Annotated in this window: 22 protein-coding genes and 1 tRNA gene; 16 read left to right on the top strand and 7 right to left on the bottom strand. The window is 50.3% G+C overall.

Annotated features, from left to right (window positions below; translation table 11 throughout):
- The first annotated feature begins 154 nt into the window (after positions 1-154).
- The 8 genes from AAGQ96_RS17765 (at position 155) to AAGQ96_RS17730 (ending at position 5,712) form a co-directional block, all read left to right on the top strand.
- Positions 155-313 (top strand): hypothetical protein, encoded by a 159-nt coding sequence (locus AAGQ96_RS17765; protein WP_168199650.1) that lies wholly within the window; start codon positions 155-157, stop codon positions 311-313.
- On the top strand, positions 310-1,233 hold the full coding sequence (gene nac / locus AAGQ96_RS17760) for a nitrogen assimilation transcriptional regulator NAC (RefSeq protein WP_147199784.1): 924 nt from the start codon (positions 310-312) through the stop codon (positions 1,231-1,233). Before AAGQ96_RS17765 ends, nac begins: the two co-directional genes overlap by 4 nt.
- A 187-nt stretch (positions 1,234-1,420) precedes the next feature.
- Positions 1,421-1,849, top strand: coding sequence for an acetyl-CoA carboxylase biotin carboxyl carrier protein subunit (locus AAGQ96_RS17755; protein WP_342754196.1), 429 nt, complete (start codon positions 1,421-1,423; stop codon positions 1,847-1,849).
- Complete coding sequence (locus tag AAGQ96_RS17750; protein ID WP_342754195.1) at positions 1,846-2,622, top strand: 5-oxoprolinase subunit PxpA; 777 nt, start codon at positions 1,846-1,848, stop codon at positions 2,620-2,622. The genes AAGQ96_RS17755 and AAGQ96_RS17750 overlap by 4 nt, the downstream gene beginning before the upstream one ends.
- 114 nt (positions 2,623-2,736) lie before the next feature.
- Positions 2,737-3,489, top strand: a complete 753-nt coding sequence (locus AAGQ96_RS17745; protein ID WP_147199781.1) for an SDR family oxidoreductase — start codon at positions 2,737-2,739, stop codon at positions 3,487-3,489.
- Positions 3,490-3,510: 21 nt separating this feature from the next.
- Positions 3,511-4,206, top strand: a complete 696-nt coding sequence (locus AAGQ96_RS17740; RefSeq protein ID WP_342754194.1) for an amino acid ABC transporter permease — start codon at positions 3,511-3,513, stop codon at positions 4,204-4,206.
- Positions 4,207-4,210: 4 nt separating this feature from the next.
- The gene (locus AAGQ96_RS17735; RefSeq protein WP_342754193.1) at positions 4,211-4,963 is read left to right on the top strand and encodes an amino acid ABC transporter permease; all 753 of its coding nucleotides are present in this window, start codon (positions 4,211-4,213) and stop codon (positions 4,961-4,963) included.
- An 11-nt stretch (positions 4,964-4,974) separates the two neighbouring features.
- Positions 4,975-5,712 carry an amino acid ABC transporter ATP-binding protein gene (locus tag AAGQ96_RS17730; RefSeq protein ID WP_147199778.1) on the top strand — a complete coding sequence of 246 codons (738 nt, stop codon included), beginning with the start codon at positions 4,975-4,977 and terminating at the stop codon, positions 5,710-5,712.
- A 53-nt stretch (positions 5,713-5,765) separates the two neighbouring features.
- Here AAGQ96_RS17730 and AAGQ96_RS17725 read toward each other — a convergent pair whose 3' ends face one another.
- From AAGQ96_RS17725 to AAGQ96_RS17710, 4 genes are read right to left on the bottom strand one after another with little or no spacing between them, the layout of a single operon-like run.
- Complete coding sequence (locus AAGQ96_RS17725) at positions 5,766-7,205, bottom strand: 6-phospho-beta-glucosidase (protein WP_147199777.1); 1,440 nt, start codon at positions 7,203-7,205, stop codon at positions 5,766-5,768.
- A gap of 41 nt (positions 7,206-7,246) precedes the next feature.
- A complete protein-coding gene (locus AAGQ96_RS17720) occupies positions 7,247-7,579 on the bottom strand; it encodes a PTS lactose/cellobiose transporter subunit IIA (protein ID WP_342755584.1) in 333 nt (110 codons plus the stop codon).
- Positions 7,580-7,584: 5 nt separating this feature from the next.
- Positions 7,585-8,916, bottom strand: a complete 1,332-nt coding sequence (locus AAGQ96_RS17715) for a PTS sugar transporter subunit IIC (protein ID WP_342754192.1) — start codon at positions 8,914-8,916, stop codon at positions 7,585-7,587.
- On the bottom strand, positions 8,916-9,236 hold the full coding sequence (locus AAGQ96_RS17710) for a PTS sugar transporter subunit IIB (RefSeq protein ID WP_147199775.1): 321 nt from the start codon (positions 9,234-9,236) through the stop codon (positions 8,916-8,918). The genes AAGQ96_RS17715 and AAGQ96_RS17710 overlap by 1 nt, the downstream gene beginning before the upstream one ends.
- Before the next feature lie 298 nt (positions 9,237-9,534).
- On the opposite strand from AAGQ96_RS17710, the gene AAGQ96_RS17705 reads away from it, so the two are divergent.
- Complete coding sequence (locus AAGQ96_RS17705; RefSeq protein ID WP_342754191.1) at positions 9,535-10,554, top strand: LacI family DNA-binding transcriptional regulator; 1,020 nt, start codon at positions 9,535-9,537, stop codon at positions 10,552-10,554.
- 292 nt (positions 10,555-10,846) lie between these two features.
- Here AAGQ96_RS17705 and AAGQ96_RS17700 read toward each other — a convergent pair whose 3' ends face one another.
- Positions 10,847-11,401, bottom strand: coding sequence for a hypothetical protein (locus AAGQ96_RS17700; RefSeq protein ID WP_342754190.1), 555 nt, complete (start codon positions 11,399-11,401; stop codon positions 10,847-10,849).
- Between the two features lie 553 nt (positions 11,402-11,954).
- Between AAGQ96_RS17700 and AAGQ96_RS17695 the strand changes: the two genes are divergently transcribed.
- The 6 genes from AAGQ96_RS17695 to AAGQ96_RS17670 all read left to right on the top strand — a co-directional run bounded on the left by AAGQ96_RS17695 (position 11,955) and on the right by AAGQ96_RS17670 (position 16,488).
- On the top strand, positions 11,955-13,151 hold the full coding sequence (locus AAGQ96_RS17695) for a toll/interleukin-1 receptor domain-containing protein (RefSeq protein ID WP_342754189.1): 1,197 nt from the start codon (positions 11,955-11,957) through the stop codon (positions 13,149-13,151).
- The gene (locus AAGQ96_RS17690; RefSeq protein ID WP_342754188.1) at positions 13,152-13,742 is read left to right on the top strand and encodes a hypothetical protein; all 591 of its coding nucleotides are present in this window, start codon (positions 13,152-13,154) and stop codon (positions 13,740-13,742) included. It begins immediately after the preceding gene.
- 30 nt (positions 13,743-13,772) lie between these two features.
- Positions 13,773-14,354: a TIR domain-containing protein gene (locus tag AAGQ96_RS17685; protein ID WP_342754187.1), complete on the top strand. Its 582-nt coding sequence runs from the start codon at positions 13,773-13,775 to the stop codon at positions 14,352-14,354.
- Between the two features lie 138 nt (positions 14,355-14,492).
- Complete coding sequence (locus tag AAGQ96_RS17680) at positions 14,493-14,960, top strand: TIR domain-containing protein (RefSeq protein WP_342754186.1); 468 nt, start codon at positions 14,493-14,495, stop codon at positions 14,958-14,960.
- Positions 14,961-15,087: 127 nt separating this feature from the next.
- On the top strand, positions 15,088-16,023 hold the full coding sequence (locus tag AAGQ96_RS17675; RefSeq protein ID WP_342754185.1) for a type VI immunity family protein: 936 nt from the start codon (positions 15,088-15,090) through the stop codon (positions 16,021-16,023).
- A 72-nt stretch (positions 16,024-16,095) separates the two neighbouring features.
- Complete coding sequence (locus tag AAGQ96_RS17670) at positions 16,096-16,488, top strand: hypothetical protein (protein ID WP_342754184.1); 393 nt, start codon at positions 16,096-16,098, stop codon at positions 16,486-16,488.
- Positions 16,489-16,795: 307 nt separating this feature from the next.
- On the opposite strand, the gene AAGQ96_RS17665 is transcribed toward AAGQ96_RS17670, so the two are convergent.
- Positions 16,796-16,871, bottom strand: a tRNA-Phe gene (locus AAGQ96_RS17665).
- 670 nt (positions 16,872-17,541) lie between these two features.
- On the opposite strand from AAGQ96_RS17665, the gene AAGQ96_RS17660 reads away from it, so the two are divergent.
- Positions 17,542-19,686, top strand: coding sequence for an ornithine decarboxylase (locus tag AAGQ96_RS17660; RefSeq protein WP_342754182.1), 2,145 nt, complete (start codon positions 17,542-17,544; stop codon positions 19,684-19,686).
- Between the two features lie 38 nt (positions 19,687-19,724).
- On the opposite strand, the gene AAGQ96_RS17655 is transcribed toward AAGQ96_RS17660, so the two are convergent.
- A complete protein-coding gene (locus AAGQ96_RS17655) occupies positions 19,725-20,270 on the bottom strand; it encodes a TetR/AcrR family transcriptional regulator (protein ID WP_254446366.1) in 546 nt (181 codons plus the stop codon).
- Between the last annotated feature and the right edge of the window lie 99 nt (positions 20,271-20,369).

The raw sequence follows: 20,369 nt of genomic DNA, 5'->3' as shown, positions 1-20,369 counted from the left end.
AGCCAGCTCGCTGCATAACAGCGGTTTTGCATAGCTACAGGCGGATAGATGAAGGTCAGAAGAAGGGTACTGAGGAAAAGTCAGGCGGCGTTAATAGCGCTTTGTTGTGGTGACATAACGCAAAACGATGGTTCAGCGGTGTTTGCCCCTGTGAATGCGCTTTATCAGTGCATTTACCGACCCTGCGCCCGGACACGGCGCGTATCTTTTCACCGCTAAACGCCCGTACAGCGCCAGTATTACGCTCTTTGCCGTGACTGGCATCGATATTGCTTATATCAGCTACGACCCGCGTTATGAGGAGTGGCTATGAACCTGCGACGGTTGAAATACTTCATTAAGATCGTAGACGTTGGCAGCCTGACCAAGGCCGCCGATATTTTGCATATCGCCCAGCCCGCCTTGAGTCAGCAATTAGCCACGCTGGAAGGCGAGGTGAATCAGCAGTTGTTGATACGCACTAAGCGCGGCGTCACGCCGACGGAAGCAGGCAAAATTCTTTATACCCATGCGCAGGCGATTTTGCGCCAGTGCGATCAGGCCCAGAGCGCTATCGATGGTTCGGGCCAGATGCTTTCTGGCAGCGTCTCGGTGGGCCTTGCGCCTGGCACCGCCGCTCAGCAGCTGGCACTGCCGTTGATGGAGGAAGTCCATCGTCAATATCCTGGCATCGTCCTCTACTTCAATGAAAACTTCGGCACAACGCTCAGCGAACTGATTATGAATGGGCGTATGGATATGGCGGTGATTTATGGCAATCGCGAAATCCATGGCCTGCGCTTTATGCCGCTGATGAAAGAGGAGCTATGGTTTGTTTGCCCGCACAGCCTGGCGAAACCGACTAAAACCGTCACGCTGGCCAGCGTCGCCCGTTACGATCTGTTCCTGCCGCGTATTTATAACAGCATGCGTAAAGCCATTGACGACGCGTTTATTCATGAAGGTCTGGCCTACCGCGTGAAATGCGAAATCGAATCGCAAACCACGCTGAATGCCGCGCTGGCGGCGGGTCTCGGCTGCACGATAATGCCGGAATCTGCGGCACGGGCAATGCTGAAAGCCGCCGATGGCTGGATGGCGAAAATTGCCCAACCGGAGCTCAAGGTGTCGCTGTCGTTCTGTATGTCCGATCATCTCCCGCTCTCGCAGCCGGCTGAGGCGGTAAAAGGGATCCTGCTGGCTTTAATGGCTAACCGCACCACAGATAACCGGCCGTTAACGCTGGTTGGGTGATAAGCCGACCTTATCTCCGCAAAGCGAAACCCTCTTACCTGGCGGTAAAGACGGCGCGCTAGAGTGTCCGTATCCCTCTGCTTCAGGATGCAGCGGGCCGTCTTGCCGTCGCCTTTCGGTGGGGCAACCTCTTATCAACGGCAGAAAGATGACCGTGCGCGGCACACGCCTTTTCGACAGGATAATTATGGAAAACAGGGCATTAGCGTTGGCGGAACTGCGGCAGATCGCACAAAAAATGCGTGCGTCTAACCTGGACACTATCGAACTTAACGGCAGCGCCTGGCGAGTAAGAATAAAGTGCGCGCCGCAATTCAGGCCTTTGATGCCGGACAACCTTGTGCAAACAACGCCCGATGTGCCGCCGGTCTCCCTGTCGGCACCGATGCCTGGCATTGTCCTGCTTCAGCATCCGCTCAATGGCCTGCCACTGACAAAAACGGGCGACGCAGTCGAAAAGTCCGCACTGTTAGGCATGTTGAAAGTGGGGGCCGTTTATCTGCCGCTGCGCAGTCCTGTCGGCGGCGTCATCACCGCAATTCAGGTGCAGCAGGGCGAGGTGGTTGAGTACGGTACGGAGATATTTGTTCTGCGCGACTCGGAGATAACAGTTTGAACTATATCGATTTAAATGCCGACATCGGCGAGGGTTTTGGCGATTACGTTATCGCCGATGATGCGAATTTAATGCCGCTGATCACCTCCGCTAACGTCGCCTGCGGTTTTCATGCTGGCGACGCAGTGATTATGGCAAAAACGGTGGCGATGGCGAAGCGCTACGGCGTGGATCTTGGCGCGCACGTCGGTTTTCCCGACCTGCTGGGCTTTGGCCGTCGTCAGATGCAGATCGAAGCGGAGGTCATGGCGCATTACGTCACTTATCAGCTGGGTGCGCTCTCCGCCTTTGCGACAGCCGCTGGCTATCCGCTGACGCATATGAGTTTTCACGGCGCGCTGGGCAATAAGGTGTCAGAAGATGAAGCGCTGGCGCGGGTGCTGTTGCAGGCGGTAAAAGCGTTCAATCCCCATCTGATTATCAGCACGATGGCGGGGAATGCCGTTGAGCGGGTGGCCCGTGAGCTCGCGCTGCCGGTAATTTGTACTTTTCTGGCCGATCGTGCTTATGAAAACAGTGGGCTACTGGTCAGTCGGGCGAAGCCAGGCGCGGTAATCCATGACCCGCAGCAGGTTCGTGCACGGGTTCGCCAGCTGCTTACGCAGGGGACGGTGCAAAGCATTGATGGCGAGACGCTTTCAGTTAGCGCCACCTCGATTCTGGTGCATGGTGACACGCCCGAATCCATCGCCATGGTGCATACGCTGCGGGAAATTTGTGAAGAATTGGGTATCGCTCTGCTCCCGCCTTCGAGGCAGTCGGCACTGTTATAAGCCCCCCTTATTGCCTCAAACCGTTTATGTCTTATACCGGGCGAGGAGTGAGTTGATAGAGTCAGTTAACCGATTTTCGGCCGTAGCCGCCGATGTGTTTACAGGAGAGGCGAAATGCCATTTTCAGATTACAAGACTGCACTAGTTACCGGGGCGTCAGCGGGTATGGGAGAAGCAATTGTTGAGCGCCTGTGCCAGGAAGGAATTACCGTTCACGCCGTCGCCAGACGTGAAGAACAGCTGTTAGCACTGGCCGCCCGCACCGGTTGCATTCCGCATGCGATTGACGTCGGCGATTTGGATGCGTTAACCCGTCTTTGCAAAGAGATCGACGTGGATATCCTGGTGAATAACGCGGGCGTTTCCCGCCCCGGTTCCATTTTGGATGCGGATGAAGAAGCGATCGATACTCAGGTAGATGTTAATTTGCGCGCCGTGCTGCACCTTTGTCGTCTGCTGGTGCCGGGGATGATGGCGCGTGACTGTGGCCACGTCATCAACATTACTTCCATTGCCGCCATCTATAACTTCAACGGCAATTCAATTTATCACGCCACCAAAGCGGGCGTGCATGCACTCTCTCGTCAGCTGCGCGTCGATTGTTTTGGCAAACGCGTACGCATTACCGAAATCTGTCCGGGACGCGTCGCGACGGATATTTTCGGCAATGTGATGGGCGATCGGGAAGAGGGCCGCCGCCGCTTTATTGATGGCTTTGAGCTGCCGCAGGCGAAAGATATCGCCGACTGCGTGGCCTTTGCGCTCTCTGCGCCAGTTGCCGTTAACATCGGCAATATTGAAATCACGCCAACGCTTCAGGTGCCGGGGGGACTTTCTACCCTGCGGCCCGGCGACCGTGCCGAATAACGGCTTGAAAGGGGAAAGAGGATGACACTTGATTTCGGTGCCGTCATAGCCGGCCAGTTTGGACAGATGATTATGGCGGGGACGCTAACCACGCTCAAACTGGCGTTAGGTTCCTGGCTGCTGGCAATGACGATTGCTTTACTGCTGGTAGTCATCCGCTTATCTCATCAACGCCTGGCCGTGTTTCTGGTGGCGGCATATGTTTCATATCACCGCAACGTGCCGACGCTGATCCAGCTAATGATGTGGTATTTCGCGATCCCTACGCTGTTGCCGGAATCGGTACAGATGTGGATTAACGATTTTAACGCTGAATTCCTCTTCTCAATGTTTGCGCTTGGTTTGTGTCAGGCCGCCTATTTTTCAGAGGACATTCGTAGCGGTCTGCGCGCCATTCCTGAAGGGCAGAGCGAAGCAGCAAGAGCGCTGGGGATGAGCTATGTGCGCTCAATGACCCTGGTTATTCTGCCGCAGGGCATCCGTAACGCTTTGCCTTCTTTACTTAATCACACGGTGCTGTTGTTTAAAAATACCAGCCTGGCGATGGTGATTGGCGTGGCAGAACTCACTTATGTGACCCGCGATATCGAAAATCAGACGTTCCGTACTTTTGAATCTTATCTGGTGGCGTCAGTTGGCTATCTGTTCTTCTCTCTGCTGCTGATGGGCGCGGGTGCGATGCTGGCTCGTCGTTTCCAGCGCGCAACCGCGAGGTGATCTGATGATTGATATCTTCACGATTGTGCATGACAACGGCATGCTGTTTTTGATGGGGCAATATCCAAACGGTCCGTTGGGCGGGGTTCTCTGTACCTTGCTGATTTCGCTGCTTGCGGTGCTGCTGGCTTTCCCCCTTGGTATCCTGCTGGGGCTGGCACGTATTTCTCCGTTTCGTCTGCTGCGCTGGCCTGCGGCAGGCTGGGTCTATGTGCTGCGCGGCATTCCGCTGCTGATGGTGGTCTTTTGGACCTATTTCTGCGTCCCGCTGTTAATTGGCCATAACATCAGCGGGTTTGCCACCATGCTCTGCACGCTGGTGATTTATGAAAGTGCCTATATCGCTGAGATCGTACGCGGTGGCATTCAGGCGCTACCCGGCGGCCAGTACGAGGCTTCACGCGCGTTAGGGATGAGCTATCTGAAAACGCTGCGGCTGGTGGTATTGCCGCAGGCGCTTTACAACACCTTGCCGAGCCTCGTTAGCCAGCTGGTCTCGATTATTAAAGACAGCACGCTGGGCTATGTGATTAACGTACCGGAACTGACCTTTGCCGCCAATCAGGTCAATAACCAGCTGCTGACCAAACCGTTCCAGGTCTTTTTCATCGTCGCGCTGGGTTATTACATCATCTGTTTCAGCCTGACCTGGTTGGCGAATAAACTCGAAGCGCGTATCGCGCGCAGGCGTAAAAACACCGATCCGCAGGCAGAACAGGTGGCAAAAGCCCTGCAACTCTCCAGAGCCCAGCCGTAAAAGGAACCGACATGAGACCGATGATTTTGTTTAACCAGGTCAACAAATGGTATGGCGAATATCAGGCGCTGACCGACCTGAGCGCGGAAATAAAAAGTGGCGAAGTGGTGGTGGTTTGCGGCCCGTCCGGTTCAGGTAAATCGACGCTGATCCGCACGGTTAACCGGCTTGAACCCATTGAGAAAGGCCAGATTCTGTTTGATGGCACGGATATCCATGGCAGCAGTACGCGGCTTAATCAGCTGCGCACGCGCATTGGCTTTGTCTTTCAGAACTTCAATCTTTTTCCACACGTATCGGTGTTGGAAAACATTATGATGTCGCCGGTCAAAGTGCTGGGCATCAAACGCTCGCAGGCTCGCCTGCATGCCGGTGAGCTGCTGGAAAGAGTCGGGCTGTCCCACAAGGCCAATGCTTATCCGGCGCAGCTTTCTGGCGGACAGCAGCAACGGGTAGCCATCGCGCGAGCGCTGGCGATGAAACCGCCGGTGATGCTATTCGACGAGCCGACTTCAGCGCTGGATCCGGAAATGGTGGGTGAAGTGCTAAACGTCATGCGCGGACTGGCGCAGGAAGGAATGACCATGATGTGCGTGACGCATGAGATGAACTTCGCGCGCGATGTCGCTGACACCATTTGGTTTATGGATCAGGGGAAAATCCTGGAGAAAGCCAGCCCGGAACGTTTCTTCAGCAATCCACAGCACGAGCGGGCTAAACGTTTTCTCAGTGATTTACGCCAGCACTGAGGTGCAGGCCGTAAGGTTTTTATCAGGCCCGGTCTGGCAACCGGGCCTGTTTGTCAGAGCTGTTCGCCGTCAGAAGCGATGACGTTTTTATACCAGCCGAAGCTTTTTTTCCTGATGCGGGTGAAGTCACCGGTTTGATCATCATTACGATTAACGTAGATAAAGCCGTAGCGTTTGCTGTACTGACCGGTGCCGAACGAGACGCAGTCCAGACATCCCCACGGCGTATAGCCCATCAGATCGACACCGTCTTCAATCACCGCCAGCTTCATCTGTTCAATATGGTCACGCAGATAGGCGATGCGATAGTCATCGTTGATTTCACCGCTCGCATTCATCTCGTCCACGGCACCAAAACCGTTTTCTACAATAAACAGCGGCTTCTGGTAACGTTCGTAAAGGACGTTAAGCGTATAGCGTAAGCCGACCGGGTCGATCTGCCAGCCCCAGTCAGAAGCGGGGACATGCGGATTTTTACGGCTGCCCGGCCAGGCTTCAAGCGCCGACGTTTTGGCTTTCTCTGCCGCAGCATGCTCAACAGCATTGCTCATGTAATAGCTGAAACCGATATAATCGGTACAGCCTTCCCGTAAAATCTGCGCATCTTCCGGTTCCATTTGGATGGTGAAGTTGCGCAGCGCCCACTCGTTCAGAATATATGACGGGTAGTAGCCGCGCATATGCACATCGCCAAACAGCCAACGCTCGCGCATCGCTTTCTGAGCATACATTACGTCGTTGGGGTCGCAGGACCAGGGATAGAGCGGCACCATTGCCAGCATGCAGCCGATTTTAAAATCCGGGTTAATTTCATGGCCCGCTTTCACCACTTTTGCGCTGGCGACAAACTGATGGTGCAGAACCTGATACATCACTTCTTCGGGATTATCATAGTCGGTAAATATCACGCCGGAATTACTGTAGCCATATAAGGGCTTACGCCAGTTACGCTGGTTATTGATCTCGTTAAACGTCATCCAGTATTTCACTTTGTGCTTATAACGACGCATGACCACGTCGCTGTATCTGACAAAGAGATCGATCAGTTCGCGGTTCAGCCAGCCACCGTAATGTTTCACCAAATGCAGCGGCATTTCGAAATGAGAGAGGGTGATAACCGGTTCGATACCATATTTCAGCAGTTCATCGAACACGTCATCGTAAAACTGTAATCCGGCTTCGTTAGGTTCCGCCTCATCGCCCTGTGGGAAAATACGCGTCCAGGCGATGGAGGTGCGAAAACATTTAAAGCCCATCTCGGCAAACAGCGCAATATCTTCTTTATAGTGATGATAAAAGTCGGTCGCCAGATGATTAGGATAATGTTTACCCTCAATCACGCCATCGGTAATTTCGCGATCCACACCGTGCGCGCCACCGGTAAACACATCAACAATACTCGGCCCTTTGCCGCCTTCCTGCCAGCCGCCTTCAACCTGATGAGCGGCAACGGCACCTCCCCATAAAAAATCGTTGGGTAACTTTCTGGACATGGGTTTTCTCCGTGTAAATTAACGATATTGAGTAGCAGGAATTAATGCGTCGCCGCTTTCCTGATTTCCTGAATTTCCTTATGCAGGACGATTAACTCTTCAACTAAATCGCGGCAGAGCATGGCGTTCATTAAGTGATCCTGGGCGTGAACCAGAATCAGGTTCACCGGCACTTTGCCGCAGCCCTCATCGGCACCAATAAGCGCCGTCTGGATTTTATGTGCCTGACGCGAAGCCTCGCTGGCGCTTTTCAGCAGGCTTTCCGCCTCTGACCAGTCGTGCTGCCGCGCAGCCTGAAGCGCCTGCATTGAGGCAGAGCGGGCTTCTCCGGCATGGATAATCAGTTCCATTACGGTGCTTTCCATTTCCGACATCTCACTCATCTTTTTATCTCCTCGGTCAGTGTCACTTCCGACATGGCGGCTTCCTGCTCGTTTTCCTGAGCCAGCAGCTGGCGCTCGTACATTTTGAAGAAAGGGTAATAAATCAGCGTCGACAATCCGATAAGCAGAAATACCAGCACGATTGCCCGCCAGTCCCAACCTGTCGACCAGGCCGCGCCAATCGGACCTGGTGTAGTCCAGGGAGCCAGCGAAATAACGTGGTTAACCAGGTCGGTGCGGGTAGCCGTCCAGGCGATAACGGCGTTGATCAGCGGCGTGAGAATAAAAGGAATAAACAGCAGGGGATTCATCACTACCGGCGAACCGAAGATAATCGGTTCGTTGATATTGAACATGCTGGGCACCAGCCCCAGCCGCCCGATCGAGCGCAAATGGGCAGAGCGGCTGCGCAGATAAAGCAGCACCAGGCCCATGGTTCCGCCCGAGCCGCCAACAACGATGAAAAATTGCCAGAACGGTTCAATAAACACTTTAGGAATGGCTTCTCCCGCGTTCAGCGCTTCCTGATTCAGGCCAAGATTGCTCAGCCAGAACGCTTGCAGAAGGCCGCCCACAATTGCTGCGCCATGAATACCGGCAAACCAGAGCAGGTGGCAAAGCAGCACGGCAATCAGCACCGCGGGGAGGGAATCGGCCGCTGAGATAATGGGAGCGAACATTGCCATAATCGCTTGTGGCAACAGCAGCCCAAAATGGCTTTCAAGGAACAGATTAAAAGGATAGAGCGTTAAAAAAATCAGCAGGATCGGAATAAGCAGATCGAAAGATTGCCGTATTTTTGGCGGCACCTGTTCAGGTAATTTAAAACCGATATTATATTTCTGTAAGAAATGCATTAATTCCGTGCAGTAAAGCGCGATCAGAATAGCGGTGAATATGCCTTCTCCGCCTAATGAACTGACCGAAAGCGCACCATCCTTTTGTGGGGCGGCAACGACCAGGAATGACATTAGAGCCAGTGACGCCGCCATGAGTCCGTTCATTTTATAACTTTGTGCCAGGTTATAGGCAATTGTTCCGGTAATATAAACCGCCATAATGCCCATGGTCATGTTATAGGGCATCATCAGCTGGCTGTTATATTGTCGAACCATGCCTAACCACCATTGTGCGAATCCCCACTGGCTGTTCTCGCTAAAAGGCGGATGGGAAAAAAGCAGCATAAACGAGCCGACAATCAGAAAGGGCATCGCAGCAATAAAACCATCTTTGATTGCCACCACGTGCCGCTGTGATGAAAGCCTTGCCGCAACCGGACTGATTTGATTCTCAATCACGCCAAACAGCGTAGTCGCCAGTGTGTTCATTAAGCCCCCTTATGAGACTCAACCAGTGAAATAGCAGCACGAAGGATTTTTTCGCCATTGAGCATGCCGTAATCCATGGTATTAATCACGGCGACAGGCTTGTTAAGCTCATCCGCATGTTTTTTAAAATCGGCAAGTTTATATTTAATTTGTGGTCCTAACAGACAGCAATCATAATCGGACAGTTTTTCAGTAAATTCTTCCATTCCGACCGCATCAATTTTTGATTCCACAGCCAGCTGCTGCGCGGCTTTTTCCATTTTCTGTACAACCATGCTGGTAGACATACCTGCGGAGCAACATAATAATATTTTAATCATAATTACCTCCTCTTTTTTAATAACTTTTACTCAGCATTTCTCTCTTCTGCAACCGGTTACAGATTGGTTTGTTGTTTTTTGTGATCTGTCGCGCAATCGTTAATTAATCGTTATTTACAAGGATGTTGATGATGATATGAGAGCGGTTTCATATTATTTTTATCTCAGGTTTTACTTTCAATGCGTTATCGGAACAGTGCTATTATGGTTATGGCCGGGATCTGAGCAGGGCGGAAACAGAAGATTCCAGCGGGAGTTTTTTGGATGCAAGGGTCAGGGAAGCGAGGAGAGCAGTCAGATGGTAACGATGTTGGATGTGGCTAAACGCGCGGGCGTGTCGAAAGCGACCGTTTCTCGCGTGCTGGCGGGTCATAATTATGTTTCAAAAACCGTGCGTGACAGAGTGATGTCAACCGTCGAGGAAATGGGCTACCGGCCTAATGTCCATGCCCGGAGCCTGGCGACCAATCGCTCTGACAGTATCGGTCTGATGGTGCCTAATACCTTGTATAATGGCCCCTTTTTTAGCGAGCTGCTGTTTCAGGTCGCGACGCTCACCGAGCAGCTTGGCTCGCAGCTGATCCTCGCCGATGGTAAGCACAATGCAGAACAGGAGCGCGAGGCCATTCAGTTTCTGCTGGATACGCGTTGTGATGCTGTTATTGTCTATCCGCGCTATCTGAGCGTTGAAGATATTGATGCTTTACTGCCAACCATTTCTAAGCCGCTGGTGGTACTTAACCGGCGGCTGCAACACTATCCGCAGTATGCAGTCTGCGCCGATCATTACAGTGATACTTTTGAAGCCGTCAGCTGGTTAATCGGGCAGGGGCACCGGGAAATTGCCTTTATTAAAGGAATGGAAAACTCCGCCACCGGCCAGAGTCGCCTTGCCGGCTATTTGTCGGCTCTGGAAAAACATCAGATTGCCGTTAATGATGCGCTGATCCTGGCAGGCTGCTGGACACCTGAAAGCGGAAAGATTGCGGCCACAGAATTATTGAACCGCAAAGTGGTTTTTTCCGCGATTGTCGCCAGTAATGATGATATGGCGATGGGCGCGGCGAACGCGCTTCATGCTCAGGGAATAAACGTGCCTGGTGACGTATCGTTACTCAGCTTTGATAATATTCCTGTCGCATCCTACTTTATTCCTGCGCTAACGACCGTACACGTCCCGGTAAACGAAATGGTCGCCAGTGCGCTAATGCAGCTGACAAATATGCTGGATGGGCAGGATGTTGAGGCGCTTCCGCTGATTCGCGGAAAGCTGATGCAAAGAGAGTCGGTGGGAAAGGGACCCTATTATTCAGGCTGAACAAAAGCTGAGGCCCGGAAGTTTTCCGGTTATACGTAGCGCCGTATGCTTTTATCACGGGTTCGCTTTTTGTCTATATCTCTTATTTCGGCATTGATCCTCAGCATTGTGGCTGGCTGTTTGCCGTTTGTGGGGCTGCGAGTATTAAACCGCTGGAAAGATATTTAATGTCTTTAGGCTATAAGCGATAAGCTGGGCGAGACCAGCGCATGGCGAAACCCGATCAGCAAAGTGGTAACGTCTTTTACGTGTCCTGGGTCCGCTTAGTAAAGAGGCCGCTCTGACAAAAGTTTCAACGCAATGAGCATGCGTGCAGGCTGGTGCTGCGGCAAACATTTGACTTGAGTCGTTGAAAAAATTCATCTTTTTTCTCATGAGTCAGTTTATTGAACTCATCGGCTATTGCCGTGATCAGTTTTGACTTGCTTCTAGCCAGAGCTGTGTTGGCGAGTTGAGTTATTGAAACTGAATTATTGTCTTTTGCTGGCGGTTCGACTAAGAAGTGTTGCAGGAACGAGGAGTTTGAGATAGTTCCGGTCGTAAACAGAAAGAAACGAAAATTTGCTTCGGTTTTACCATCACGATTATAGTGGTCAAGCCAGATGCGGACTGACTTCCAGAAATCGGTAGACAGGTCGGTTAGAGTATCCCCATCCCCTTTGTGTTTGAGCGATGCCAGTGTTTTGACATCATCAGAATTGACGAAGTTTAGGTCATCATCTTTTTCGATAAAAACAGATGTATCTTTTGGCCACTGTAGAAGCTTAAGTAGCGCAAAACGAGGCTGATAGATATACCCTAAGCCCTGTTCACCAGCAGCGTAGTGATCGCTAGATACTCTGGTCATTTTCTTGTCCCTGCGTCGATTGCGCTTTCAGCTGTACGGCAAAATGACTGATCAAAGCAACAAGCTACTATCCAATGTTTGGTGGTACGTATCACATCATCGGTATTAGCTTAAAACAATGCCACTGTGTTTCCTGCGTGAATAGAAAAAGTGAGTACTTGGGGATGCTAAATGTGAAGTGAATAGCGTTACGTGCCCAGGTTTATCGTGCTGATGAGACACTTTGTAACCTGAATGGAAAACGGCGTTCGGTCATGTGAAGGCTTTCGTTGGAAAAGTAAGAGGTTAGTTATACTGGGGAGGGGGCTGGACTGGATAACGTCAATTGAATTCGCCGAGAAATCTGCCGGTTGCCAGAATATGCAGCCAGACTGAAGCCGGTTATTTCTGATTATGAATGGATCAGGGTTTCGGAATCGAATCAGATTCGATGAGCACAGTGGATTTAGTTTGATAATGGGCTCGTTTTTTGAAAAAACGCAATGAAAATGCAGAGGAGAAATGGTATACGATAAAGAGAAACCACTGCTTTAGGTCTAGTAACCAAGGAGTTATGCAGCATGACCAATTTCAGTCTATGGGGCAAACCTTTATGAACTCAAGGATGTCGAAGTCACTTTATCAGTGTTTAATTTTTGGTCAATCGACACCAGGCCAAGTTACTAATATCAAAAAAACTATTTCTAATGCAATGAAAGGGTTTGGTCTTCAACCCGATGAGCATTTTACAATAACTGTGGGGTTCGAAGGCAGTTTTGTAGAGACGGCTCCTTCTGTGGCTTTGTTTTTTGGTGGTACGGCCCCTTCTTTGTCAGAACACGCTGAGTTAATGCGGCTAAGCATTCCTATAATACCTTTAGTGAGTAATGTCGCTAATGTCGCAAATGAACTTCCCGAATGTTTGAGATCTTTAAATGCCTTAGCGCTTACACCTGAAGATATTGAGCTAATTAAACCGGCAGGTGTTGCTTTACAGTGTCTAGGTTTGCTTCCTACACAGCGCCGCGTTTTTGTGAGCTACCGCCGGACCGAGTCTAGAGATGTTGCCGTTCAATTATTTGAAGCTCTATCAGCCCGGCAATTTGAAGTATTTCTTGATACTCATTCTGTCGGTGCAGCGGTGGATTTTCAGAGCGTTTTGTGGCATCGATTGTGTGATTGTGATGTCGTCGTAATGCTGGATACCCCGGGATTTTTTGACAGTCGTTGGGCTCGAGCGGAATGGGGGCGTGCGACAGATAAGCACATTTCAATCTTGCAAGTTCTTTGGCCGGGCCATACTGCATCTCGAACCAGTGCATTAGCTACCCCGAGAGTTTTGTCGGTAGATGACTTTGTTGATGGGAAGCTAACAGATGAAGTCATTGATTCTCTATCACTTCAGGTTGAGGGCTTACGAAGTAAAAGTGTTGCGCTGCGTCACGCAAATATTGCCGGTCATCTCCGTAGTTCTATTGAAAGCATGGGGGGAGCTGTAGAGGCGATCGGTATCCGGCGCTCACTTGTTCTGAGGTTACCTTCAGGCAACCCTCTTGTGGCTCATCCTAGTGTTGGTGTACCAACTGCAGTTACGCTGCATGATGCTATGCGGGATAATGATAGCCGACCTGCTATTTTAGTTTATGACCATGTCGGACTTTCTGAGGAATGGATGACTCATCTGAATTGGTTGGGAACAAATGTCAAAGGCGTTCAGTGGATCAAGAGTCGTCAGGCAGGATGGGAATTATCCGAACTGGAGGGGCTATAAATGGGGGCGATTTTTCTTTCAGCAAGCGTACCTGTATCTGGCAGAAAACCATTTGATGAAGACTGCGAGCCACAAATGATCCAGTCTGCTGTTATAGCCTTAGCAACGGTTGCCTTCGGAAGACGCACCATTGTCTGGGGCGGGCATCCTGCTATAACCCCAATGCTTTGGGCGGCAGCTGAGGATTTAGGTGTTCAGTATGCAACGGCAGTCAAGCTTTTTCAGAGTAAATTTTTCGAGGACTATTTCCCGGAAGATAATAAACGATTCGCAAACGTGACATTTGTTGACGCTGTAGATAATAGCCGTGAACAGAGTTTACATATTATGCGAGAAGCAATGCTTACTTCAGAATCATTTGATGCAGCTGTCTTCATAGGAGGAATGGAAGGGATCAATGAGGAATATGGAATATTTCGTCAAATGCACCCTCATGCTAAATGTATTCCTATTGCTGTGACTGGGGGAGCAACAAGGGAATTAGCAAAAAAGCTTCGATACGCTATACCAGAAGATTTGGGGCCATTAGACTTCATCGGACTAATGTATCGAGAATTTAATATTTCTCCAGTCGAAGCACGTATTATATAATTTTAACTACAAAATCACGAGATAAATTTTATGGCAAAAAGAGTTTTTTTTAGTTTTCATTACCAGGATGTAAGCGATTTTCGAGCAAACGCTGTACGCAATCACTGGTTAACTAAATCTGATCGCGAAAGTGCGGGATACTTTGATGCGTCAGTTTGGGAAGAATCGAAAAAGAAAGGGGATGTGGCTCTTAAAAAATTGATTAATGGAGCGCTAGTCAATACTTCGAATACGTGCATTCTAGTTGGTAGTAATACATACGAACGCCCATGGGTTCGCTATGAGATTTTAAAAAGTTTTGTACGTGGCAATCACATTCTAGCCGTGCACATAAATGGAATCAAAGATAAGAATCAGAAAACAAAAACACTTGGACCAAACCCTCTTGCTTATGTTGGGATTACTTATTCTGCCGATGGGAAAACTGGAACACTTTGGGAAAAAGTGGGGGGGGAGTGGGTACAATATAATAAAATTGATGGTTCTGCAAACTTCAGCACTTCAGTTGACTCTGCTTATAGAGGAAATGGCTATAATCTTTCCAATTTCTTTAGTGTGTATGATTGGATAAAGGATGATGGATATAATAATTTTTCTTCATGGCTTAAATAGATATAGCCTAAGTTGAAGTGTGCTTTTCCAACATTCTTAGTTTGATGCTGAGTGGTTTTACCTTCTCGGCTTATCAGCAGAATGGTTGAGAAATATAAAATAAATATTTTCCTTTTCCAATAAAATTGGAGGTTAGATATGAAACGTCAGGTTTTTTACAGCTTTCATTTCGATAATGATGTTATGAGAGTGCAGCAAATTCGTAACATGGGGTTAATTGAAGGCGAAGAACCAGTAAGCCCCAACACTTGGGAGCAGATAAAGCGTACTGAAAAAGGTGTGAAAGATTGGATCGATGAGAATCTGAAGGGGAAATCCTGCTTAGTTGTGCTGATTGGTAGCGAAACTTCCACCCGCCCATGGGTGATTTATGAGATTCAGAAAGCCTGGGAACAGGGTAAAGCTGTAGTTGGTATCTTTATTCATCGACTGAACTGCCCGAACAATGGCTACGGAACGAAAGGAGATAATCCTTTTGACCAATTGATCTTCAAACGAGGAGATGAGGTTATTGAGCCATTGGTATACGAACCCAATAGTATTGATGCGTATAACGATATTAAGAAAAATTTGTCAACTTGGGTTGAAAACGCTATCAATCAATAATTAGATGAAATGGACTTACTATGGCTTATTTTAGCCAGATAGCGATGTTTGATAAACGCCTGAAGCCGCTGAATGAAATGCTCCACTTTCACGGCCCTGAAGGGGGGCATTTACCAGCGGTGAGCATATGCAGATGACCGCTGCTGGCAATGTGGCCATTAACGCCGGGGGCGATATCAGTATCGGTTCGATGGGCAACACCAGTATCCTTGCCGGGGATAAAATCGGCCTGTTCGCCCACACGGGGAAACTTAGTCTCAATGCCAGCGAAGGCCCGGTACAGATTCAGGCGCAGAACGGGGAGATTCCCCTCAGCGCCGAGCAGAAGCTAAGCCTGATTTCTGCCAGCGACATGCTGTTCGCGGGCAAGAAGAAAGTGACGTTTGTTTTGCCTTACGCTCGTGAACGGATGTTCCCATACGAATACGCACTGGCCCAACGCTTCCCTGGCGTGATGGTTGATTCTCTGGGGACACTGGAAGGCGGTGAGGCTGTGGAAGGTGTAAAAGGAGCCTGTTGGTATACCATTCTGGGCAATCCATGGCTGGAAAAACTGGCTCATCGCCTGAAGAAGACACCAGAAATCGAGCTATTGCCTTATAACAGCGGCCTTATTATGAAGGCAGATGCATTGCCCCCAGCATTGGGGGAGACGAAAACTGAAGAGTTGCCGCCATTGCTGTTAAAAGTAAACCAGATGATTAAACCTATCCGTCAGGACGGGCATAACGGGCTGCATTTTTACTCCGGGCACGAAAACTTTCAGTTTGAGGAAGCGTCCTCTATGGCATGGTTTGCCCGCTTCGATGAAGCCAGTGCGGAGCTGGAAAAAGAAGATGATGGCAAATCATTCGAGCCAGAGCGTATAACCCGCTGGGATGGTGACTTAGCCCCTTATGCCGGTCGTTGGGCCACTATCGTTAATGGTACGACGCAGTATCTTCAAACTAGAGAAGGGCAGGTGCTACCAGAATTCGAAGACAGACACGGCAAGAAATTCCGCGCCTGCTGGTCACTACTGGAGCGTGACGATAAGGGAAGTGTGTTCTTCATTCCTGATTAATTCGATGAAGCCCGCTGCACTATGCTTGTCTGGGGCATGGTGCAACTTTCTTGAAAATTTAAAGGGCAGATAATGAGAGATTTTAATTCTGGCGACATTGCTGGTGATGTGAACATTATTGATAACTCAAATAATAGTCAGTTCAAGCTATTGATCCATTGTGATAATGAAGAGCTGCTCCAGGAGGAAGTACATCGATGGGGCCTGGTTAAGCAAGAAAGAAATAAACGACTTACTAGAGTGTTGTGGGTTTTTGCTTTTTGCGCTGTGCTGTTACTCATTGCTGCAGGTTGGTATTTCATCACCGGCAAATTGGAGTTAATAAACTCACTGATTGGTGGAGCAGGTGTTGTAGTAGGACTGATCAATCTTGCAAACGCTGATAAACCTACTGAATTTGAAGTGAGGCAACTGAATACACTGAAGGAAATAAATACGTTGCTCCGGGAGAGAGGGGTACGGTAATGATTCCTGATGAGGCTGTTTGCATATCAGAAGAGAAAACGGTCCTTCTCTGGACCGGACAAAGACCGGATGTAGCCATGCGGTGATGAATCTGTTAGCCAAGAACACATGATGGAAATAGTGTTTGTCGGGGGAAGGAAGTCTGACAGGCAAGGCCACTACGACCAGAGGGGTTGGTAGTTGCTCAAGAGAAATGCTCATGCTGGCTGGCAGAAGCAGGGCAGGGGTATCAGCAAGCATCTCGACCAGAAATCTACCGGATCGTCAGAAAGCAAAAACCCAGCCATAGGCTGGGTTCTTTAATTAGTGGTGCCCGGACTCGGAATCGAACCAAGGACACGGGGATTTTCAATCCCCTGCTCTACCGACTGAGCTATCCGGGCAACGAGGCGCATTAAACCGTAGTCGCTTAAAATCGTCAACGGCTTTATGCAGAAAAGCGAACTGATTGCACTCTTTTTCAGCAGTTGTCGGCAAAATAAACAGTTTTCTTACCTCTCCTGATTGCTTTTCAACCAGGTAACACGACCTGGCAGATACGGCGCTTATCAACAGCTTTCTGATTGAATAGCTTTGCATAACAAATGCATAGGCAACGAAAGCTCAACCTTTTTATACCGCTTGCAACAGATTAACTTATTGAAAATTAAAGATAAGGTAAAAATGACGCTTGCAGTTTGATGCACTCTCTATATTGAACCTGAAAAAAAAAGATGCCATTATTGCGGCCGTTTATCATCATCCATCTTCTGAGGTCGCCGCCATGAAAAGGTCACAGCTGCAAAGCGTCTGTCACCAACATCACTCGATGTCGTGCCGCCGATCCGCTTGTCACATTCCGTCAAAAAATTCTCCCGCCATGCGGTGAGGGTTTTTATACGCTTTACTGTTGGCCATGCGTAAAAACAGACGCGATCTGATTTTACTGATGTCTATCGGTTGAAGCCGAACTCCATCTGCTGAAAACCCTGACACCTTCGCCGGGCGAGGGCCGTAGCCTTTTCCCATTGCTGTGCCTCTGGCACCCACTCATCCTTGTTTTGGATTAGTGCTATGACACCTTTGAAAATTGCAGCCAGCACCACCGTGGCCATCCATCTCCAGACCGGGCGCGAAGTCGTCACGCTGGAAAAAACCGATTTTACTGATGTGGCGGCGGTGGTCGTCTCCGTTGCAGACTCACGCAGCGGCATGCTGGCTCTGCTGCGCCACACCGGGTTTAATCTGCCGGTCTTTATTGCCCTGGATGACGCTGACCAGGCGCAGGATTTACCCGAGGTGACAGGTTTATTGACCGGTGAAGCGGATGATGCCGCCAGGCTGGAAGCGGCTGCCTCACAATATCAGTCCGGCCTGTTACCGCCATTTTTCGAGACGCTAACTAAATATGTGGCGATGGATAACAGTACTTTTGCCTGTCCGGGCCATCAGGGCGGCGCGTTCTTCAAAAAGCATCCGGCCGGCCGTCAGTTTTATGATTTCTTCGGTGAGAACGTTTTTCGTGCCGATATGTGCAACGCCGACGTCAAATTAGGCGATCTGCTGATCCACGAAGGATCGGCCAAGGATGCGCAAAAATTTGCGGCCAAAGTATTTAACGCCGACAAAACCTATTTTGTGCTGAACGGCACGTCCAGCGCCAATAAAGTGGTGACGAATGCGCTGCTGACGCGTGGCGATCTGGTGCTGTTTGACCGTAATAACCATAAATCGAATCATCATGGCGCATTGATTCAGGCTGGCGCGACGCCTGTTTATCTGGAAACGGCACGTAACCCGTTTGGGTTTATTGGCGGTATTGACGCCCACTGTTTTGATGAAGCTTATCTGCGTCAGCAAATCGCCCAGGTTGCGCCTGAGCGGGCCACGGAAGCACGTCCTTTCCGTCTGGCCGTTATCCAGCTCGGCACCTATGACGGCACGGTTTATAACGCGCGTAAGGTGATCGACAGCATTGGTCATCTGTGTGACTACATCCTGTTTGATTCAGCCTGGGTGGGGTACGAGCAGTTTATTCCCGTGATGGAAGCCTGTTCGCCGCTGTTGCTGACGCTGAACGAGAACGATCCCGGTATTTTTGTAACGCAGTCGGTGCACAAGCAGCAGGCGGGCTTCTCGCAGACTTCGCAGATCCATAAAAAAGACAATCACATTCGTGGTCAGCAGCGTTTTTGCAGCCATAAGCGGCTCAATAATGCTTTTATGCTGCATGCTTCAACCAGCCCGTTTTATCCGCTGTTCGCGGCGCTGGACGTGAATGCCAAAATGCATCAGGGCGAAGCGGGCCGCCGGTTGTGGCACGAATGCGTTACGTTAGGCATTGATGCGCGTAAGGCGATCCTTGCCAAATGCGAGATGATCAAACCTTTTATTCCTGACGAGGTAGAAGGGCAACCCTGGCAGGATGCGCCAACCGCAACCATCGCTTCAGACGCGCGCTATTTCAGTTTTGCGCCTCGTGCTGCCTGGCACGGTTTTGCTGGCTACGAGCGGGATCAGTATCTGATCGATCCCTGCAAGCTGCTGCTGACGACGCCGGGAATTGATGCCGCCAGCGGCCAGTATGCGTCGTTTGGTATTCCGGCCACCATCCTGGCGAACTATCTGCGCGAAAATGGCGTAGTGCCGGAGAAATGCGATCTTAACTCGATTCTGTTCCTGCTCACCCCGGCAGAAAGCGTGGAGAAAATGGCGCATCTGGTGGCGAAACTGGCGCAGTTTGAACAACATATCAAGGAAGATGCGCTGTTACGCGATGTGCTGCCCACTATTTACCGCAAGAATGCAGCGCGTTACGAAGGCTATACGCTACGCCGCCTTTGCATGGAGATGCATCAGCTTTACGTCAGCCACGGCGTGAAGGACTTGCAGAAAGCGATGTTCCGCCAGGAAAGTTTACCAGCTGTGGCAATGAACCCTCAGGATGCAAACCGGGAGTTTATTCGCGGCAATGTCGAACTGGTGCCGATCGCTGAAGCACAAGGGCGGATCGCCGCAGAGGGCGCATTACCTTATCCACCGGGCGTGCTTTGCGTGGTCCCCGGCGAAGTTTGGGGCGGGGCGGTGCAACGCTATTTCCTTGCGCTGGAAGAGGGGCTGAATCTACTGCCCGGCTTCTCGCCCGAACTTCAGGGCGTCTATGCCGAAACGGACGAAAACGGCGTTAAGCGTTTGATGGGCTATATGATCAACGGCTGATTTTGCCAGCAGGGGGGGCACCCCCTGCTACAGGGCAGCTAGCTCAGTGCCTCAGAATCTTCTCTGGCCTGGCGAATGATCGCTTTCGCTATCCATTTGCCGATATCCTGAAGCTGATCGTTATCGCATCCCCAGATATCTTTCATGACCAGGAAAATTTCCGAACCGTACACCAGCGACAGGGCATGCACGACGCGCTCAACGAGATGGGGCGGCAATTCGCTGTGTAAAGGTTCAACCACGTGCTGCAACAAGGCTTTACGATTTCCTCGCACCAGCTTTTCTTTGTCCGGGTTGTCATTAGACTGCGACTGCGCCCATTGCGTTAGGGAAAGATGCAGTGCCGCTCGCAGTGTCCCTTCGTGTTCAAGCATGCGCGGAAAAGCGAAGGTCAGCAGCTCTTCAACACGATCGCCCACCTCTTCTTGTGAAGGTCGCCAGCTTTTAATCGGGCTGAGGGTTTCCGTAACAATGGCGGAGACCAGCGCACTTTGGGTAGGGAAATAGCGATAGGCTGTTGCACGAGAAAGCTGGGCAACGGCGGCAACTTCGGTAATGGATGGGAACGCGCCGCTGTCGAACATTTTCATTGCTGTTTCAATCAGTAAGCGACGTGTTCTTGCACGTGTGGCGGTCAGAATTTTAACCCCAGCGGAATCCCTTTGCTCCACAATAACCTCATT

This window comes from Pantoea sp. MBD-2R (genome assembly GCF_039134845.1).
GTDB lineage: Bacteria > Pseudomonadota > Gammaproteobacteria > Enterobacterales > Enterobacteriaceae > Erwinia.
This window is presented reverse-complemented; position numbering and strand designations above follow the sequence as displayed.

Excerpts from the sequence above, each read along its gene's own strand:
- AAGQ96_RS17765 (WP_168199650.1), top strand. The coding sequence starts at position 155 with ATGCGCTTTATCAGTGCATTTACCGACCCTGCGCCCGGACACGGCGCG.
- nac (WP_147199784.1), top strand. The coding sequence starts at position 310 with ATGAACCTGCGACGGTTGAAATACTTCATTAAGATCGTAGACGTTGGC.
- AAGQ96_RS17755 (WP_342754196.1), top strand. The coding sequence starts at position 1,421 with ATGGAAAACAGGGCATTAGCGTTGGCGGAACTGCGGCAGATCGCACAA.
- AAGQ96_RS17745 (WP_147199781.1), top strand. The coding sequence starts at position 2,737 with ATGCCATTTTCAGATTACAAGACTGCACTAGTTACCGGGGCGTCAGCG.
- AAGQ96_RS17740 (WP_342754194.1), top strand. The coding sequence starts at position 3,511 with ATGACACTTGATTTCGGTGCCGTCATAGCCGGCCAGTTTGGACAGATG.
- AAGQ96_RS17735 (WP_342754193.1), top strand. The coding sequence starts at position 4,211 with ATGATTGATATCTTCACGATTGTGCATGACAACGGCATGCTGTTTTTG.
- AAGQ96_RS17730 (WP_147199778.1), top strand. The coding sequence starts at position 4,975 with ATGAGACCGATGATTTTGTTTAACCAGGTCAACAAATGGTATGGCGAA.
- AAGQ96_RS17725 (WP_147199777.1), bottom strand. The coding sequence starts at position 7,205 with ATGTCCAGAAAGTTACCCAACGATTTTTTATGGGGAGGTGCCGTTGCC.
- AAGQ96_RS17720 (WP_342755584.1), bottom strand. The coding sequence starts at position 7,579 with ATGTCGGAAATGGAAAGCACCGTAATGGAACTGATTATCCATGCCGGA.
- AAGQ96_RS17715 (WP_342754192.1), bottom strand. The coding sequence starts at position 8,916 with ATGAACACACTGGCGACTACGCTGTTTGGCGTGATTGAGAATCAAATC.
- AAGQ96_RS17710 (WP_147199775.1), bottom strand. The coding sequence starts at position 9,236 with ATGATTAAAATATTATTATGTTGCTCCGCAGGTATGTCTACCAGCATG.
- AAGQ96_RS17705 (WP_342754191.1), top strand. The coding sequence starts at position 9,535 with ATGGTAACGATGTTGGATGTGGCTAAACGCGCGGGCGTGTCGAAAGCG.
- AAGQ96_RS17700 (WP_342754190.1), bottom strand. The coding sequence starts at position 11,401 with ATGACCAGAGTATCTAGCGATCACTACGCTGCTGGTGAACAGGGCTTA.
- AAGQ96_RS17695 (WP_342754189.1), top strand. The coding sequence starts at position 11,955 with ATGCAGCATGACCAATTTCAGTCTATGGGGCAAACCTTTATGAACTCA.
- AAGQ96_RS17690 (WP_342754188.1), top strand. The coding sequence starts at position 13,152 with ATGGGGGCGATTTTTCTTTCAGCAAGCGTACCTGTATCTGGCAGAAAA.
- AAGQ96_RS17685 (WP_342754187.1), top strand. The coding sequence starts at position 13,773 with ATGGCAAAAAGAGTTTTTTTTAGTTTTCATTACCAGGATGTAAGCGAT.
- AAGQ96_RS17680 (WP_342754186.1), top strand. The coding sequence starts at position 14,493 with ATGAAACGTCAGGTTTTTTACAGCTTTCATTTCGATAATGATGTTATG.
- AAGQ96_RS17675 (WP_342754185.1), top strand. The coding sequence starts at position 15,088 with ATGCAGATGACCGCTGCTGGCAATGTGGCCATTAACGCCGGGGGCGAT.
- AAGQ96_RS17670 (WP_342754184.1), top strand. The coding sequence starts at position 16,096 with ATGAGAGATTTTAATTCTGGCGACATTGCTGGTGATGTGAACATTATT.
- AAGQ96_RS17660 (WP_342754182.1), top strand. The coding sequence starts at position 17,542 with ATGACACCTTTGAAAATTGCAGCCAGCACCACCGTGGCCATCCATCTC.
- AAGQ96_RS17655 (WP_254446366.1), bottom strand. The coding sequence starts at position 20,270 with ATGTTCGACAGCGGCGCGTTCCCATCCATTACCGAAGTTGCCGCCGTT.